The sequence below is a fragment of the Variovorax sp. 160MFSha2.1 genome, from assembly GCF_048305075.1.
GTDB classification, from domain to species: Bacteria; Pseudomonadota; Gammaproteobacteria; order Burkholderiales; family Burkholderiaceae_C; genus Variovorax; species Variovorax guangxiensis.
In genome coordinates this window covers 3,818,394-3,833,063 of the sequence record NZ_CP157624.1, presented here as the reverse complement: position 1 = coordinate 3,833,063, position 14,670 = coordinate 3,818,394, and the positions used below count along the sequence as shown (strand labels likewise).

Annotated in this window: 15 protein-coding genes; 12 read left to right on the top strand and 3 right to left on the bottom strand. The window is 67.7% G+C overall.

What is annotated here, in order from left to right:
* Positions 1 to 19: 19 nt before the first annotated feature.
* From ABL838_RS17365 to ABL838_RS17355, 3 genes are read right to left on the bottom strand one after another with little or no spacing between them, the layout of a single operon-like run.
* Positions 20 to 1,228, bottom strand: coding sequence for an efflux RND transporter periplasmic adaptor subunit (locus ABL838_RS17365; protein ID WP_418121272.1), 1,209 nt, complete (start codon positions 1,226 to 1,228; stop codon positions 20 to 22).
* A complete protein-coding gene (locus tag ABL838_RS17360; protein ID WP_184637378.1) occupies positions 1,225 to 2,745 on the bottom strand; it encodes an efflux transporter outer membrane subunit in 1,521 nt (506 codons plus the stop codon). Before ABL838_RS17360 ends, ABL838_RS17365 begins: the two co-directional genes overlap by 4 nt.
* Positions 2,742 to 3,440 carry a TetR/AcrR family transcriptional regulator gene (locus tag ABL838_RS17355; protein WP_240650744.1) on the bottom strand — a complete coding sequence of 233 codons (699 nt, stop codon included), beginning with the start codon at positions 3,438 to 3,440 and terminating at the stop codon, positions 2,742 to 2,744. The genes ABL838_RS17360 and ABL838_RS17355 overlap by 4 nt, the downstream gene beginning before the upstream one ends.
* A 135-nt stretch (positions 3,441 to 3,575) precedes the next feature.
* Between ABL838_RS17355 and ABL838_RS17350 the strand changes: the two genes are divergently transcribed.
* The 12 genes from ABL838_RS17350 to ABL838_RS17295 all read left to right on the top strand — a co-directional run bounded on the left by ABL838_RS17350 (position 3,576) and on the right by ABL838_RS17295 (position 14,668).
* A complete protein-coding gene (locus ABL838_RS17350) occupies positions 3,576 to 5,108 on the top strand; it encodes a sigma-54 interaction domain-containing protein (protein ID WP_184637380.1) in 1,533 nt (510 codons plus the stop codon).
* Positions 5,109 to 5,162: 54 nt separating this feature from the next.
* Positions 5,163 to 5,498 (top strand): hypothetical protein, encoded by a 336-nt coding sequence (locus ABL838_RS17345; protein ID WP_184637382.1) that lies wholly within the window; start codon positions 5,163 to 5,165, stop codon positions 5,496 to 5,498.
* Complete coding sequence (locus ABL838_RS17340; protein WP_418121271.1) at positions 5,495 to 5,782, top strand: hypothetical protein; 288 nt, start codon at positions 5,495 to 5,497, stop codon at positions 5,780 to 5,782. The genes ABL838_RS17345 and ABL838_RS17340 overlap by 4 nt, the downstream gene beginning before the upstream one ends.
* Before the next feature lie 132 nt (positions 5,783 to 5,914).
* Positions 5,915 to 7,105: a substrate-binding domain-containing protein gene (locus ABL838_RS17335; RefSeq protein WP_126023894.1), complete on the top strand. Its 1,191-nt coding sequence runs from the start codon at positions 5,915 to 5,917 to the stop codon at positions 7,103 to 7,105.
* Between the two features lie 194 nt (positions 7,106 to 7,299).
* Entirely contained in the window at positions 7,300 to 8,751 is a 1,452-nt protein-coding gene (locus tag ABL838_RS17330; RefSeq protein ID WP_418121270.1) for a fibronectin type III domain-containing protein, read from the top strand.
* Between the two features lie 49 nt (positions 8,752 to 8,800).
* Positions 8,801 to 9,565, top strand: coding sequence for an ABC transporter ATP-binding protein (locus tag ABL838_RS17325; protein WP_184637390.1), 765 nt, complete (start codon positions 8,801 to 8,803; stop codon positions 9,563 to 9,565).
* The gene (locus ABL838_RS17320; protein WP_184637393.1) at positions 9,562 to 10,290 is read left to right on the top strand and encodes an ABC transporter ATP-binding protein; all 729 of its coding nucleotides are present in this window, start codon (positions 9,562 to 9,564) and stop codon (positions 10,288 to 10,290) included. The genes ABL838_RS17325 and ABL838_RS17320 overlap by 4 nt, the downstream gene beginning before the upstream one ends.
* Positions 10,291 to 10,444: 154 nt before the next feature.
* Positions 10,445 to 11,428, top strand: a complete 984-nt coding sequence (locus ABL838_RS17315) for a branched-chain amino acid ABC transporter permease (protein ID WP_126023898.1) — start codon at positions 10,445 to 10,447, stop codon at positions 11,426 to 11,428.
* Between the two features lie 16 nt (positions 11,429 to 11,444).
* Positions 11,445 to 12,512, top strand: a complete 1,068-nt coding sequence (locus ABL838_RS17310) for a branched-chain amino acid ABC transporter permease (RefSeq protein WP_126023899.1) — start codon at positions 11,445 to 11,447, stop codon at positions 12,510 to 12,512.
* On the top strand, positions 12,509 to 13,399 hold the full coding sequence (locus ABL838_RS17305) for an alpha/beta fold hydrolase (protein WP_418121269.1): 891 nt from the start codon (positions 12,509 to 12,511) through the stop codon (positions 13,397 to 13,399). Before ABL838_RS17310 ends, ABL838_RS17305 begins: the two co-directional genes overlap by 4 nt.
* A 65-nt stretch (positions 13,400 to 13,464) precedes the next feature.
* Positions 13,465 to 13,971 (top strand): DUF1993 domain-containing protein, encoded by a 507-nt coding sequence (locus ABL838_RS17300; RefSeq protein ID WP_418121268.1) that lies wholly within the window; start codon positions 13,465 to 13,467, stop codon positions 13,969 to 13,971.
* A gap of 133 nt (positions 13,972 to 14,104) precedes the next feature.
* Complete coding sequence (locus ABL838_RS17295; RefSeq protein ID WP_369662432.1) at positions 14,105 to 14,668, top strand: thioredoxin family protein; 564 nt, start codon at positions 14,105 to 14,107, stop codon at positions 14,666 to 14,668.
* The last annotated feature ends 2 nt before the right edge of the window (positions 14,669 to 14,670 follow it).

The following is a 14,670-nucleotide window of genomic DNA, read 5'->3' as shown; positions in this document are numbered from 1 at the left end:
GGCGTGTCCTTTGCATTGCTTACTTCGCCGCGGCGGCGGATGCGGCCGGCTTGGGGGGCTGGGCGGCGGCGGACGAAGAGGGTGCGGGCGCATCGACCACGCGCACCAGGTCGCCGTCGTTGAGGAAGCCTGCGCCCTGCACCACGATCCGGGCGCCGTCGGGCAGCGCGCTCGTGATCTCGATGCGGTCGTTCAGGCGCCGGCCGACCTGCACCTTCAGCTGCGACACCTTGTTGTCGGGCTTCAGGATGAACACGTTGTTGAAGCCGTCGCGCGGCACCACGGCGGCCTGCGGCACCGTCGGCGCCGTGCTGCGGCCCAGCTCGAAGTCGCCGCGCGCGAACATGCCGGCCTTGACGCCGGTGTTCTGCTGCACGTTGGGCAGGTCGACATACACCAGCGCCGCGCGCGTCTGCGGATCGACCGTGGGCGCGATGCTGCGCACCTTGCCGCGCACCTGCGCGCCGCTGGCGCTGACCACGAAGGCGGTGGTGCCGACCGAGACGCGGCTGAGCTCGGCCGAGGTCACCTCGGCGCGCCATTCGAGGCGGCCCTGGCGGATCAGCCGGAACAGCTCGGTGCCTGCCGCGACCACGCTGCCCACGGTGGCCGTGCGCGCCGAGATCACGCCGTCGTCGGGCGCCAGCACCTGCGTGTTGCGCCCGCGTACCTGCTGCGCGGCCAGCACGGCCTCGGCCGCCTCCACGCGCGCCCTGGCGGTCTGCTCGGTGGTCTGGTACTGGTTGATCTGCTGCTGGCTCAGTGCGCCCGTGGCCTGCAGCGTGCGCGCGCGCGCCGCGTTGCCGGCGGCGTCGGCCGCGGTGGCGCGGGCCTCGGCCAGAGAGGCGCGAGCCTGCGCGATGTCGGCCTGCACCGTCTCGGGCGAGAACACCGCGAGCACCTGGCCCTTCTTCACCGTATCGCCCACGTTCACGCGCACTTCGGCCAGCTTCAGGCCGTTGGACTCGGAGCCGACCACGGCCTCCTGCCACGCGGCCACGTTGCCGTTGGCCGCGAGCGTGAGCATCAGCTCGGTGGCTTCGGGCCTGGCCACGGTGACGGTCAGCGCGGGCCTGGGCGACGCGGCGCCGTCCTTGCCCTTGGCAGCCACGGCGTGATCGCCGGCCTTGTCCGAGGGCTTGCCGCCCATCATGAAGAAGATCGCCGCGATGGCGACGACCAGCGCGATCAGCGCAATGGCGAGAGTGGAACGCTTCATTGTTTTCATGGCGACGTCGCGACCTTGGCGGCCGGGGATGCGGTCATTGAGGACGATTCGGAAGAGGGGCCCTGGGCTGTCTGTCGATTCCAGCCGCCGCCCATCGAGCGGTACAGCGCCACCCATGCCTCGGTGCGCTCGCGCTGCAGCGAGACGCGCGCGGTCTGCGCCGAGAACAGCGTGCGGCGCGAATCCTCCAGCTCGAACAGGCTCGCGAGGCCGCTGCTGTAGCGTGCCTGCGTGGCATCGAAGGAGGCCTGGTAGTTCTTCACCGCGGCGTCCGCGTCGGTGGTGCGGGCGTTGGTGGCGTCGAGGTTGACCAGCGCCTCCTCGACCTCGCGCACCGCCTGCCGCACATTGGCGCGGTAGAGCGACACGGCCTCGGCATAGCGCGCCTTGGCTGCATCGGCGTTGGCCTTGCGAGAGCCGCCGTCGAGCAGCGGCACGGTCAGCGAGATCGGCCCCACCGTCCAGGTTTCGAGCGACTGGTGCACGCCGCTCACGCGGTACTGCGAGCGGCCGATCGAGCCCGACACCGTGAGCTTGGGATAGCGCTCCGCCTCGGCCGAGCCCACGTCGGCGCTGGCCGATGCCACGCCCAGCTCGGCTGCGTACACGTCAGGGCGCTGCGAGATCGCCTCGGCCGGCACGCTGGCGATGCTGCCCACGGCGGGCAGCGGGCGCTGTGCCGGCGCGGCCGCGAGCTTCTGCTCGAGCGTCGTTTCGTCGATGCCGCTGAGCGAGACCAGCGCCTTGCGCTGCACCGCGCACTGGGCGCGCTGCTGCGTGAGCCGGCCCGAGGCGTCGGAAGCGCTGGCGCGGGCGAGCGCCGCATCGGCGGGCGCGGTGAAGCCGGCCTTGGCGGACAAGTCGGTGAGCCGCGAGGTCTCGGCGCGCGAGCGTGCATCCGATTCGGACACGCGCAGCTGCTGCTGGCATGCGCGTTCGGCGAAATAGGCGTTGGCCGTCTCGGCCGCCACCGCCACGCGGGCGTCGTGCCACTTGGCGTTGGCGCTGCTCTGCTTGGCCTCGGCGGCGTCGCGGTCGGCGCGCAGGCGGCCGAACAGGTCGATCTCCCATTTCGATTGCAGGCCTGCCTGCAGCGTGGTGATCGGCGTGCTGGACGAAAGACTGCTGCCGCTGCTACCGCCACCGCTGCTCGTGCCCGAGCCGCCGCTCGAAAGCCCCACCGGCCCGCGGCTCGCCGACGCGGTGCCGTCCAGGCTGGGCAGCAGCGCCGCGCCGGCCTGCACGCGCGTGAAGCGCGCCTCGGCCACGCGCGCGGCGGCGCTCGCGACGTTCGGGCTCGCGGCCTCGGCGGCGGCGATAAGTTCGACCAGCAACGGATCGTCGAGCTGGCTCCACCAGTTCGCCAACGAGGCCAGCGAGCCGCCATGGGGCAGGGGGGCGTGCCATTGCGTGGGCACGGGCGCCTCGACCTGCGCGGGCGGGCGCGTGAGCGAGCAACCGGAGAGGCCGATGCCGAGGCACACGGCGGCCGTCAGTTTGAATCGGAGTTTTCTCATTGTTTCTTCTGCTTTCTCTCGGCACGGCGGCGCGCCGCCTCGGCCTCGACCAGCGCCAGCGCATAGCCCGTGAGGCGGTCGGCCCAGGCGTCGATGGCGCGCGGCGTGCGCAGCAGCGAAGGGCGGATGGCCTCGATGAAATCCTGGCTCACGTAGAGCTGCATCGACAGCCCGGTGATCGCGAATGTCAGGCGGTGGATGTCGTCGTCGGGCCGATCCACCTTCAGGTGGCGGCACAGCAGCTCGGCGATGGCACGGTGCGGGCCCTTGATGTCGCGCTCCAGCTCCTCGGCCCAGCGGCTCGTGGGCTCCAGCATCTCGCGCATGTGCAGCTGGATGCACTGCCGCACGATCTCGCCCTGCTTGAGCGGATCGATCATCGACACCATGCACATGCGCAGCGTGGCTTCGAGCGGTTGGCCGGGGACGTTGCAGGCGGCGACGAGGTCGCTGGAGTCGCCGCCCATCGGCTCGCTGAAGGTGGCCGCATAGAGCCCCTCCTTGTCGCCGAAGTAGTAGCTGATGGCCGAGATGTTGACCTCGGCCTCGCGGGCGATCTCGCGCGTGGAAGTCTTGGCGAAGCCCTTCTGCGCGAACAGCCGCAGGGCAGTGTGGAGCAGCCGGTGGCGTGCCTCGGCACCGTCTGCGCGCGGTGCGCGGCGAGGTGCCTGGGTGATCGGATCTCTCGCGTTCATGACCGGCATTACACCACGCACGAAATCAAACGATTGATTAACTTAAGGCTTCCTGAAGGTCTTTGCCGGCCCGTTCTCACCGAAGCGAATCCTTAAGACTTAAGGTGCGGATCCGGCCCGCGCTACGATCCCGCCATGCCAGCAGCCTCCACCGCAACACCCTCGCTGCCTCTCGATGCCGAGGGCATTCTCGCGCTCGCCGCGCGCTCGATGTTTCATTTGTTTTCGAGCATCAGCCAGGGCATGTTCCTGGTCGACAGCACCGGGCGCATCGTGTGGGTGAACGAAGGCTACCGGCGCTTCCTGCCCGCGCTGGGCTTCTCGTCCATCGACGAGTTCATGGGCCACATGGTGGAGGACGTGATCCCGAACACCCAGATGCGCCGCGTGCTCGAAACCGGCGAGCCCATCCTGGTCGACCTGCTGACCAACAAGGCTGGTACTTTCGTCGTCAGCCGCATTCCGCTTCGCGAAGAGCGCGAAGGCGGGGAGGGCGGCATGGGCAAGGTCATCGGCGCGATCGGCATCGTGCTGTTCGACCAGCCCGAGACCACGCTGCAGCCGCTCATCAGCAAGTTCGCGCTGCTGCAGCGCGACCTAGACGATGCGCGCCGCGAACTCGCGAGCCAGCGCAACAACCCGCTCTACCAGCACTCTGGCGACGGACAGCGGCGCTCCAAGTACACCTTCGCGAGCTTCATCGGCAGCAGCCCGGCTGCGGTGGAGGTGAAGCGGCATGCGCGGCGCGCGGCGCAGTCGACGAGCCCGGTGCTGTTGCTGGGCGAGACCGGCACCGGCAAGGAGCTGCTGGCGCACGCCATTCATGCCTCCTCCGCGCGGGCCAAGGGCCAGTTCGTCAGTGTGAACATCGCGGCGGTGCCCGACACGCTGCTCGAAGCCGAATTCTTCGGCTTCGCCCCCGGCGCCTTCACCGGCGCCGACCGCAAGGGCCGCGAGGGCAAGTTCAAGCTGGCCGACGGCGGCAGCCTGTTCCTCGACGAAATCGGCGACATGCCGCTGGGCCTGCAGGCCAAGCTGCTGCGCGCGCTGCAGGAGGGCGAGATCGAGCCGCTGGGCTCCAACAAGCTCGTGCCCTTCGACGCCCGCGTGATCGCCGCCACCTCGCGCGACCTGCCCGAGCTCGTGCGGCGCGGCCAGTTCCGCGAAGACCTGTACTACCGCCTCAACGTGCTCCCGCTGCGCGTGCCCCCGCTGCGCGAGCGGCGTGCCGACATTCCCGCGCTCGTCGAGGCGCTGGGAGAAGACATGGCGCTGCGCAGCGGCGAAGCGCCGCCCGAGCTCACGCCCGACGCGCTCGCGCTGCTCGCCGGCCAGCACTGGCGCGGCAACATACGCGAGTTGCGCAACGTGCTGGAGCAGGTGACGATGCGAAGCGATTCGCAGCGCATCGATGCGGTGCAGCTCGAACGCATCCTGCGCGAAGCCGGCCTGGAACAGATCGAACTGCCCGCCACCCTGCAGAGCAGCCACGACGCCGACGAGCAGGCCGCGCTGCTGCGCCCGCTGTCCCAGCAGGTGGCCGAACTGGAGCGCAAGGCGATTGCGGCGGCGCTGGCGTCGACCGGTGGCAACAAGCTGGCGACGGCGCGGTTGCTCGGTATTTCGCGGGCGACCCTGTATGAGCGGATGACGAGCCAGGAACAGTGAGCCTGTGCCCGAGCGATACTCCCGCCCCTGCACACAACCCCTACGCCACACCCGATGAAGAAGGCTCTTGCCCGTACCACCGCCTGTCTCGCGCTCTGCGCCGCCGCCGGCATCGCCGGTGCCGCGCCTCAATGCTCCGGCGAAGCCGTCTCCCGTGCCAAGAAGCTGCTGACCTTTCATTTCGGCGAGGACGACCGCATCCGCATCAGCCCCGAGGTGAAGGAGCTGCCGCCGATCCGCAACCCGGCCAACAAGAAGCAGCAGTTCAAGGTGCTCGAGGTCTGGGGCAGCATCTACAAGGGGGAGTACCGGATGCGGCTCATCTATTTCGTGTCGGGCAACGACTGCACGCTGATGGGCCAGGAGATCCTGGAGTACGCGAACCTGTGAGCGTCAAGGCGCTGCGTTCCACCTTCGGGCCGAACTGCCATTGGTGCGGGCTGCCCATGGACTTCGGCGAGCCCGCGGGCCGGCCGGAGTCGGCCACCATCGAGCATCTGGTGGACTCGACCTTCGGCGGCGTGCGCTCGTCGAAGCACCGGCGGCTCGCGCACGCGGCCTGCAACCATGCGCGCAACGAGTTCCGGATGCAGGCCGAGCGCCAGTTCGAACAGTGGATCGCCGAGCGCAAGGCCTCCGCGAAAACCCTGACTGAAAATCAGACACTCGACTGAAATTCAGACATCGCGAGTGTTCTGAATTCAGCCGGAAGGCGTTTCTCCCGAGTGAAGAAACGTTTGTTATCAATGGCTTAGCGGGTGGCACGAACTGTGCAATATTCAGTCACCTTTTTCAGGAGACAAAGAATGAACCGTCGCCACCTCGTCGCCCTGGCCGCGCTCGCCGCCTGCGCCTCGGCCGCCGCTCCCGCCTGGGCGCAGTCCAATGAAATCCGCATCGCCCATATCTACAGCAAGACCGGCGCGCTGGAAGCCTACGGCAAGCAGACACAGACCGGCCTGATGATGGGCCTGAACTACGCCACCGGCGGCACGATGATGGTCAACGGCAAGAAGCTGGTGGTCATCGAGAAGGACGACCAGGGCAAGCCGGACCTGGGCAAGTCGCTGCTGGCGGCCGCCTACTCGGACGACAAGGCAGCGCTGGCCATCGGCCCGACGGCATCGGGCGTGGCGCTGGCCATGTTGCCGGTGGCCGAGGAATACAAGAAGATCCTGCTGGTCGAGCCCGCCGTTGCCGACTCGATCACCGGCGACAAGTGGAACAAGTACATCTTCCGTACCGGCCGCAATTCGAGCCAGGACGCGATCTCCAACGCCGTGGCCGTCGACAAGCCCGGAGTGACCGTGGCCACGCTGGCGCAGGACAACGCCTTCGGCCGTGACGGCGTGAAGGCCTTCGGCTCGGCGCTCAAGAAGGCCAAGCTGGTCCACGAGGAATACCTGCCGCCCGCCACCACCGACTTCACCGCCGGCGCGCAGCGCCTGATCGACAAGCTCAAGGACCAGCCGGGCCGCAAGATCATCTGGATCGTCTGGGCCGGCGCGGGCAACCCGTTCAAGATCGTCGACCTCGACCTCAAGCGTTACGGCATCGAGATCGCAACGGGCGGCAACATCCTGCCGGCCATGGCTGCCTACAAGGCGCTGCCGGGCATGGAAGGCGCGGCCTATTACTACTTCGGCATTCCGAAGAACCCGGTGAACGAGGCGATGGTGTCGGCCCACTACAAGGAATTCAAGACGCCGCCCGACTTCTTCACCGCCGGCGGCTTCTCCGCCGCGATGGCCGTGGTGACGGCGCTGAAGAAGACCAACGGCGACACCAGCACCAACAAGCTCATCAGCACGATGGAAGGCATGAGCTTCGACACGCCCAAGGGCAAGATGACCTTCCGCAAGGAAGACCATCAGGCGATGCAGTCGATGTACCACTTCAAGATCAAGGTCGACCCGGCGTTCGCCTGGGGCGTGCCGGAGCTGGTGCACGAGATCAAGCCTGAAGAGATGGACATCCCCATCAAAAATAAACGCTGAGCGCCACGGCGTAGATCGTTCCCCCTGACCCGCGCGGCGCCCGAGGAGCGCCGCCCCGTTTTCGCCCCGGATGGCCGCCGGGCGAAGCGCCAGCCTGCGCCTTTTTCTTCGCGGCGGCGTGAAGTTCCCACGGCCGATTCGATTCGTCAGTCAGCAAAGCAAACGTTCGATACCCACAACAGAAGGAGACAGCGATGCCAGCGATGAAATGGAAGAACTGGAAGGGACTCGCCGCGGCCGCGGCGATGACGGTGGCGGCGCATGCCGCTCAGGCGGCGGTGCCGCTTCCGGCGCTCGGCGCCAACCCGGCGGAGGTGAGCGTGTCGGGCCTGTCGGCCGGCGGCTTCATGGCGGTGCAACTCCACGTGGCGTACTCGGCCACCTTCAAGCGTGGCGCGGGCGTGGTGGCGGGCGGTCCGTACTACTGCGCCGAGGGTTCGGTGCTCAACGCCACGGGGCGCTGCATGACGCACAGCACCAGCATCCCGGTGGCGTCGCTGGTGAGTACCACCAACAGCTGGGCTTCCAGCGGTGCGATCGACCCGGTGTCGAACATGAGCAATTCCAAGGTCTACATGTTCTCGGGCACCTCGGACAACACCGTCAAGCAGGCGGTGATGGACGACCTCAAGACCTACTACCAGAGCTTCGTGCCCTCGGCCAACGTGGTCTACAAGAACAACATCGGCGCGGGCCACGCGATGGTCACCGACGACTACGGCAGCGCCTGCAGCACCACCGCAGCCCCCTACATCAACAACTGCGGCTTCGACCTCGCGGGCGAAATCCTCACGCAACTGTACGGCCCGCTGAACCCGCGCAACAACGGCACGCTGGGCGGCACCTTCACCGAGTTCAACCAGTCGGAGTTCATCAGCGGACACGGCATGGCGGCCACCGGCTGGATCTACGTGCCGCAGGCCTGCACCACCGCCTCGTGCCGCGTGCACCTGGTGCTGCACGGCTGCAAGCAGAACTACACCGACGTGAGCGACCAGTACGTGCGCAAGACCGGCTACAACCGCTGGGCCGACACCAACAACATCGTGCTGATCTATCCGCAGACCAGCACCGCCGCCACCAACAGCTGCTGGGACTGGTGGGGCTACGACAACGCCAACTACGCGAAGAAGTCGGGCCCGCAGATGGCCGCGATGAAGGCCATGATCGACCGCGTCACCGGTTCCTCGGGCGGCAGCGGCCTGCCAGCGCCCACCGGCGTGGGCACATCGGGCGCCACCGCCAGCAGCATGGTGATCGCCTGGAACGCCGTGAGCGGCGCCAGCGGCTACAACGTGTACCGCGGCGGCAGCAAGGTCAACGCCTCGCCGGTGGCCGCCACCAGCTACACCGACACCGGCCTGGCCGCCTCGACCACCTACAGCTGGACCGTGGCCGCGCTGAACGCGAGCAATGTGGAGGGCGCCATGTCGTCGGCCGCGACCGGCACCACCACCGGCGGCGGCAGCGGCGGCACCTGCTATACCGCCAGCAACTACACGCACACCATTGCCGGGCGCGCCTATGCCCTGTACGGCTTCACTTATGCCTATGGCTCCAACCAGTCCATGGGCCTGTGGAACATCTACGTGACGACCACGCTGAAGCAGACGGGCCCCAACTACTACGTGATCGGCACCTGTTGAGGCTGGCCGGTCGTCCTTCCTGTTTTCCGATTCGCAATGACCAACGACGATGCTTGAGACCCGAGATCTGACCATCCGCTTCGGCGGGCACGTGGCCGTCAACAGCGTGAGCTGCGCCTTCGCGCCGGGCACGCTGACGGCCATCGTCGGCCCCAACGGCGCGGGCAAGACCACCTACTTCAACCTGATCTCGGGCCAGCTCAAGGCGAGCGCGGGCACCGTGTCGCTCGACGGGCATTCGTTGTCGGGCCTGTCCCCCTCCGCGCGCACGCACGCGGGGCTGGGGCGGGCCTTTCAGCTCACCAACCTGTTTCCCAACCTCACGGTGCTGGAGAACGTGCGCCTCGCGGTGCAGGCCACGCGCGAGGGCGCGCACCGGCGCGGTCTCAACCTGTGGAGCATCTGGAGCGACCACAAGGCGCTGACCGAGCGCGCCGACCAGATCCTGGCCGACGTCGCGCTCAAGTCGCGCGAGCACGCCACGGTGGCGAGCCTGCCGCACGGCGACCAGCGAAAGCTGGAGGTGGCGCTGCTGATGGCGCTGGAGCCCAAGGTCTTCATGTTCGACGAGCCCACGGCGGGCATGAACGCGGCCGAGGCGCCCGTCATCCTCGACCTGATCCGCAAGCTCAAGAAGGACAAGAGCAAGACCATCCTGCTGGTCGAGCACAAGATGGACGTGGTGCGCGAGTTGGCGGACCGCATCATCGTGCTGCACAACGGCACGCTGGTGGCCGATGGCGAACCCGCCGAGGTGATCGCCTCGCCGGTGGTGCAGGAGGCCTACCTGGGCGTCGCGAAGGAGGCCGCATGAGCACCAACAATCTGCTGACCCTCGAGGGCGTGCACACGCACATCGGGGCCTACCACATCCTCCACGGCGTCGACCTCGCCGTGCCGCGCGGCCAGCTCACCATGCTGCTGGGCCGCAACGGCGCGGGCAAGACGACCACGCTGCGCACCATCATGGGCCTGTGGCATGCGTCGCAGGGCAGGGTGCGCTTCGGTGACAAGGAAATCACCACGCAGCACACGCCGCAGATCGCCGGCCTGGGCATCGCCTACGTGCCGGAAAACATGGGCATCTTCTCCGACCTCACGGTGAAGGAGAACATGCTGCTGGCCGCGCGCGGCGCCAAGAATGCCCAGCAGATCGACGACACGCGGCTGAAGTGGATCTTCAAGCTCTTTCCCGCGGTCGAGAAGTTCTGGAACCACCCGGCCGGCAAGCTCTCGGGCGGGCAGAAGCAGATGCTGGCCGTCTCGCGCGCCATCGTGGAGCCGCGCGAGCTTCTCATCATCGACGAGCCCAGCAAGGGCCTCGCGCCCGTGATGATCAACAACATGATCGACGCCTTCGCCGAGCTCAAGCGCAGCGGCGTGACGATCCTGCTGGTGGAGCAGAACATCAACTTCGCCCAGCGGCTGGGCGACACCGTCGCGGTGATGGACAACGGCCGGGTGGTGCACGCCGGCTCCATGGCGGAGTTCTCCGCCGACGCGCAACTTCAGCAATCTCTCTTGGGCCTCGCGCTATGACGATTTCCGTGTCTTGTTCCCTCTCCCGCGTGCGGGAGAGGGCTAGGGTGAGGGCAGGCGGCCTGTGCAACGGCCATGACCTCGTTTCGTCGCCGTCGGCCCTCACCCCAACCCTCTCCCGCAAGCGGGAGAGGGGGCAAGAGGAGGCGCAGCAATGAAAGCCCTCGACTTCGACTGGCGCCCGCTGCTCCTGGCCCCGGTGCTGGCGCTCGCCGCGTTGCCGCTCACCGGCTCGTTCTCGACCTGGCTCACGCTCACCGTGGCGGGGCTGGCTATGGGCATGATCATCTTCATCATCGCCTCGGGCCTCACGCTGGTGTTCGGCCTCATGGACGTGCTGAACTTCGGCCATGGCGTGTTCATCGCGCTCGGCGCCTTCGTGGCCAGCAGCGTGCTCGGCCTCATGGGCGACTGGACCGGCTCGGGCGAGCTGTGGCGCAACCTCGTCGCCGTGTTCCCGGCGATGCTGGTCGCGATGGCGGTGGCCGGTGCGGTAGGGCTGGCCTTCGAGCGCTTCATCGTGCGGCCGGTGTACGGCCAGCACCTGAAGCAGATCCTCATCACGATGGGCGGCATGATCATCGGCGAGGAACTCATCAAGGTGATCTGGGGCCCGGCGCAGATTCCGCTGCCGCTGCCCGAGGCGCTGCGCGGCTCGCTGCTGGTGGGCGACGCGGCCATCAGCAAGTACCGTCTGCTCGCGGTGGCCGTGGGCGTTGTCGTGTTCGGCGTGCTCGCATGGACACTGGGGCGCACCAAGATCGGCCTGCTCATCCGCGCGGGCGTGCAAGACCGTGAAATGGTCGAGTCGCTGGGCTACCGCATCGGGCGGCTCTTCGTCGGCGTGTTCGTGGTCGGCAGCGCGCTGGCCGGACTGGGCGGCGTGATGTGGGGCCTCTTCCAGCAGAACCTGGTGCCGCAGATGGGTGCGCAGGTCAACGTGCTGATCTTCATCGTCATCATCATCGGCGGGCTGGGCTCGACGGGTGGGGCGCTCATCGGCGCGCTGCTGGTGGGGCTGATGACCAACTACGTGGGCTTCCTGCTGCCCACGCTCACGCAGTTCGCGAGCATCTTCCTGATGGTGGCGGTGCTGCTGTGGCGCCCGCAGGGCGTGTACCCGGTGGCGAACCGCTGAAGAGGAGGACGAAAACATGTTCCTGAAGCGACTCCTCTCCAACGACATGCCCCGCAGCCGGCTGCTCGCCGTGCTGCTGCTGGCGGTGTTCATCGCGCTGGCCTTCGCGCCATTCATCTTCCCCGGCGTGAAGGCGCTGAGTGTCGCGGCCAAAATCCTGGTGTTCGTGGTGCTGGTGGCCAGCTTCGATCTGCTGCTGGGCTACACCGGCATCGTGAGCTTCGCGCACACCATGTTCTTCGGCATCGGGGCCTACGGCATCGCCATTTCGGCCTCGCGACTCGGGCCGAACTGGGGCGCGGTGCTGGTCGGGCTGGGCGCGTCGCTGGCGATCTCGCTGGTGCTGTCGTTCGCCATCGGCCTCTTCTCGCTGCGGGTGCGCGCGATCTTCTTCGCGATGATCACGTTGGCCGTGGCTTCGGCCTTCCAGACGCTGGCTTCGCAGCTTTCCGACTTCACCGGCGGCGAGGATGGCCTGACCTTCAAGCTACCCGAGCTGATCTCGCCGAGCTTCGAGTTCGCGGAAGAGCCTTTCCTCGGCGTTTCGCTCGACGGCAGGCTGCTTTGCTACTACCTGCTGTTCGTGGCGGCGGTGGTGCTGGTGCTGGCGCTGCTGCGCATCGTGAACTCGCCCTTCGGCCGCGTGCTGCAGGCCATCCGCGAGAACGAGTTCCGCGCCGAGGCCATCGGCTACCGCGTGGTGGTCTACCGCACCACGGCCGCCGTGCTGTCGGCGCTCTTCGCCACGCTGGCTGGCGCGATGCTCGCGATCTGGCTGCGCTACAACGGGCCGGATACCTCGCTGAGCTTCGAGATCATGATCGACGTGCTGCTGATCGTGGTGATCGGCGGCATGGGCACCATCTACGGCGCGGCCATCGGCGCGGTGCTGTTCGTGGTGGCGCAGAGTTATCTGCAGGACCTGCTGCGCATCGGCAACGAGGCCGCCAGCGGCCTGCCATGGCTGGCCGCGCTGCTGTCGCCCGACCGCTGGCTGCTGTGGCTGGGCGTGCTGTTCGTGCTGTCCGTCTATTACTTCCCGACTGGCATCGTCGGAAAACTGCGTGCAAGGGCTGCGCGATGAGCGACAACAACAATCTGATTCCACTTTCCCGCTACGCGCAGCTCGCCGGCCGCGAGATCCATTGGCTCGAATGGGGCTCGCCCGAGGCGCCCGTGGTCATCGCCTGGCACGGCCTGGCGCGTACCGGCCGCGACATGGACGAGCTGGCGCAGCACTTCGCCTCGCGCGGCTTCCGCGTGATCTGCCCCGACACCATCGGCCGCGGCCTGAGCCAGTGGAGCCCGCTGCCGGACGAGGAATACAAGCTCTCGTTCTACGCGCGCATCGCCAATGCGCTGTGCGACGAACTGCGGCTGGGGCGCGTGCACTGGGTCGGCACCTCGATGGGCGGGGCCATCGGCACCGTCTGCGCCTCGGGCCTGTTCGAGCCGCGCATGAAGGCGCGCATCGCGAGCCTGGTGCTCAACGACAACGCGCCCGAGCTGGCGCAACCGGCCGTCGAGCGCATCCGCGCCTATGCGGGCGAGCCGCCGGCCTTCGACACGGTGGCCGAACTCGAAGCCTTCTTCCGCACGGTCTACAAGCCCTACGGCTGGCTCAGCGACGCGCAATGGCGCCGGCTGACCGAGACCTCCACGCGCCGGCTGCCCGACGGCCGCGTGACGCCGCACTACGACCCTGCCATGGTCCGGCAGTTCAGCGCGCACGACAACGACTACCTGATCTGGCCGCACTACGACGCCATCGAGGTGCCGGTGCTTTGCTTGCGCGGAGCCGAGTCCGACCTGGTGCTGCCCGGCGTGGTCGAGGAGATGAAGCGGCGCGGTCCCGGTGCGGCCGGCCGGCTGCGGGTGATCGAAGTTCCTGCCTGCGGTCACGCGCCCGCGCTGAACGTGCCGGAACAACTTGATCCCATCGAGGGGTTTATCCGCGCCGCCGGCCGCTGAGGCAGCGGCGGCGTGACAATCGCCGCCCACCTCAACCACAAGGCCGACCACAGGCCTCGAACACCATGGCGCTCTCGATGTACGACCTGTCCGTGCCCGTCTTCACGCGCGGACTCGGCCAGCTCACCCATATCCTCGACAAGAGCCTCGCGCATGCGAAGGCCAACGGCATCGACCCGGCCGAGCTGGTCGATGCACGCCTCGCGCCCGACATGCTCACGCTGGCAGGCCAGATCCAGCGCGCCAGCGATGCCTCCAAGCTCGGCACGGCCCGCATCGCCGGCGTTACCGCGCCGAGCTTCCCCGACGAGGAAAAGACCTGGGACGACCTGGTCGCGCGCATCGCGAAGACGCAGGACTTCCTGGTAACGGTCGACCGCGCGCTGATCGACGGCCACGAAGACCGCGCGGTGACCATCAAGACCCGCGAAGGCGAGGCGACCTTCACGGCGCAGCGCTACCTGCTGCAGTTCGCAGTGCCCAATTTCTTCTTCCACGTGACCACGGCCTACGACGTGCTGCGCCACAAGGGCATGCCCATCGGCAAGATGGACTACCTGGGCAAGTTCTGACCTGGGCGGCCCATCACGCCGCCGGGACAAAGTTCAAATTGCCGTGACACATGCGCACGCAGCGCGTGCGCCGCGAACAATCGCGCCTGACCGCTGTCGGTCTGACACACGAGCGAGGTTTGCGATCATGAACATGATGTCCAGAAGGGCGTTCTCGGGGCTCGCCGCAGGTGCCTCCGCCCTGGCGGCAGCCGCGGGTGGCGCCTGGCCGGCACGCAGCGCGCTGGCCGCCTCGCCGGGGCTGCGCGACTACGGCAAGGCCCCCGAATTCACTGGTATCGACAAGTGGCTCAACTCCGAGCCGCTCACCATGAAGGGGCTGTCCGGCAAGGTGGTGCTGGTCGACTTCTGGACTTATTCCTGCATCAACTGCATTCGCACGCTGCCGCACGTGGTGCGCTGGTACGAGACGTACAAGGACAGGGGCTTCACCGTGGTGGGCGTGCATTCGCCCGAGTTCGCCTACGAGAAGCTCACGCGCAACGTGCAGGACGCGATCGAGCGCTTCAACATCCGCTACCCGGTGGCGCAGGACAACGGATTCGCCACCTGGCGGGCCTACAGCAACCAGTACTGGCCCGCGTTCTACCTGGCCGACAGCAGCGGGCAGGTGATGCGGCAGCATTTCGGCGAAGGGGAGTACGCCGAGATGGAGGCTGCGATCCAGGCGCTGCTGGCACGCAGGCCGGCAGCCTGAGC